Origin of the sequence: Actinosynnema sp. NPDC023658, assembly GCF_040639995.1 — a bacterium.
Lineage (GTDB): Bacteria > Actinomycetota > Actinomycetes > Mycobacteriales > Pseudonocardiaceae > Actinosynnema.
On sequence record NZ_JBFAAX010000916.1, the window covers coordinates 1 to 2,166 of the forward strand.

Consider the following 2,166-nt stretch of genomic DNA (forward strand, 5'->3'; position numbering starts at 1 on the left):
CCTCCTTGGCGCACGCGGCCTTGATCGCGTTCGACGGCTGCTGGTGCAGGCTGGCGTCCGGGCCCGCCACCACGCCGTGCGCGCCGATCTCGGCCAGCCAGGTCAGGCCCAGCTCCTCGGCCTTCGCCTTGCTCATCACGACCACGGCCGCCGCGCCGTCGGAGATCTGCGACGCCGAGCCCGCGGTGATCGTGCCGTCGGGGGCGAACGCCGGGCGCAGCTTGGCCAGCGTCTCCACCGTCGTGTCGGCGCGCACGCCCTCGTCCACGTCGACCAGCACCGGGTCGCCCTTGCGCTGCGGGATGGAGACCGGGGCGATCTCCTCGGCGAAGACGCCGTTCTTCGACGCCTCGGCGGCGAGCCGGTGCGACCGGGCGGAGAACTCGTCCTGCTCCTCGCGGGTCAGGCCGTGGCGCGCGTTGAACTTCTCCGTGGACATGCCCATCGCGACCTGGTCGAACGCGCAGAACAGGCCGTCGTGGGACATGTGGTCGAGCATCGTCACGTCACCGAACTTGAACCCGCCGCGCGACTTCTGCAGCAGGTGCGGCGCCTGGGTCATCGACTCCTGGCCACCCGCCACCACGACGTCGAACTCCCCGGCGCGGATGAGCTGGTCGGCCAGCGCGATCGCGTCGATGCCGGACAGGCACACCTTGTTGATGGTCAGCGCGGGCACGGTCATCGGGATGCCCGCCTCCACCGCCGCCTGACGTGCCGGGATCTGACCCGCGCCCGCGGTGAGCACCTGACCCATGATCACGTACTGCACCTGCTCGGGCGCGACACCGGCCCGCTCCAGGGCCGCCTTGATCGCGACGCCGCCGAGCTGTGCGCCGGAGAAGTCCTTCAACGATCCGAGCAGTCGCCCCATCGGGGTACGGGCCCCGGCGACGATGACGGAACCGGACACGGCAGCCTCCACAGCGGGTGTAAGCGGTTGTTAACTCGCCACGATACCCAGGGTTACCGCGGAGTAGCCGTGTGAGGCGCCGCACAGGGCTACCTGCACCGATTCGGCCGCTAGCCTTTCCGCCCATGGAAGAACTCTCGGGCTTCGTCACCGCCATCGACCACGTCGGCATCGCCGTGCCCGACCTCGACGACGCGATCGCGTTCCACCGCGAGCACTTCGGCCTGGAGGTCGCGCACGAGGAGGTCAACGAGGAGCAGGGCGTGCGCGAGGCGATGCTGCGCGCGCCGGGCGACGACGGCACGGGCACCGCCGTGCAGCTGCTCGCGCCGCTGACCCCGGAGTCGACCATCGCGAAGTTCATCGGCCGGTCCGGGCCGGGGTTGCAGCAACTGGCCTACCGGGTGTCCGATGTGGACGCCGCGGCGGACGCGCTGCGGGCCAAGGGCCTGCGGATGCTGTACGAGTCGGCCAGGCGCGGCACGTCCGGCAGCCGGGTCAACTTCGTGCACCCGAAGGACGCGGGCGGCGTGCTGGTGGAGCTGGTGGAACCGGCCCGCTGACCGGTCAGGGCTTCTCCAGGGCGGCGGCCACGAACGACAGCTCCAGGTCCATGCGGTCGTCGCCCGGCGCGTGCCGGGCCACCGAGTGCCGGTAGCTGACCGCGAGCCCGAGCAGCGCGGAGGCGCTGTCCACGTCCTTCGCCGTCACCGCCGCACCACCGGCCGCGAGGATGACGTTGCGGATCTGCCGCACCACCGACTCGTAGCGCTCGTGCAGCGCGTCGCGGACCGCCTTGTGCGTGTCCGCCTCGCGCCACAGCAGGTGGCTGAGCAGCGGCGACGCTTCCAGCCTCGCGTCCAGCGCGGCGACGAGCCTGCGCAGGCTCTCCCCGATGTCCCCGACGACCACCACCCGGCGCGCGTCGACGTTGCCGTCGGGCAGGCGCTGCACGAGCGCCGCCAGCAGGTCGCCCTTGCGGCGGAAGTAGTAGTGCACGAGCCCCTTGGGCACGTCCGCCCGTTCCGCGATGCGCGAGGTGGGCGTCGCGTCGAAGCCCGACTCGGCGAACAACTCCTCGGCCGCCTGCAGGATCCGTTCACGGGCCGACGAGCTCAAGGCTCCGCCTTTCTGTGTTGATTGCCCCGGCTCCGCCGAGGCGGGGGGGGCCCCCGCGAGGGCGGCGGGCGGCGCCCCCCGCAGCCGCCGGCCACATGAGGGGGTCGGGGAGGGGGGCGGGGCGGCGAGGGGCG

General features: G+C 72.3%; 3 protein-coding genes. 1 reads left to right on the forward strand and 2 read right to left on the reverse strand.

The annotated features are described in order from the left end of the window. The coding region (locus AB0G02_RS36370) for an acetyl-CoA C-acyltransferase (protein WP_360803881.1) at positions 1-913 on the reverse strand (913 nt) is incomplete at its 3' end. Between the two features lie 125 nt (positions 914-1,038). On the opposite strand from AB0G02_RS36370, the gene mce reads away from it, so the two are divergent. Continuing rightward, entirely contained in the window at positions 1,039-1,476 is a 438-nt protein-coding gene (gene mce, locus AB0G02_RS36375) for a methylmalonyl-CoA epimerase (RefSeq protein WP_360803884.1), read from the forward strand. A gap of 4 nt (positions 1,477-1,480) precedes the next feature. On the opposite strand, the gene AB0G02_RS36380 is transcribed toward mce, so the two are convergent. After that, positions 1,481-2,032 carry a helix-turn-helix domain-containing protein gene (locus tag AB0G02_RS36380; protein ID WP_360803887.1) on the reverse strand — a complete coding sequence of 184 codons (552 nt, stop codon included), beginning with the start codon at positions 2,030-2,032 and terminating at the stop codon, positions 1,481-1,483. Positions 2,033-2,166 lie beyond the last annotated feature (134 nt).

Bases quoted from the DNA above. Each gene is read 5' to 3' on its own strand.
- mce (WP_360803884.1), top strand. From the start codon at position 1,039: ATGGAAGAACTCTCGGGCTTCGTCACCGCCATCGACCACGTCGGCATC.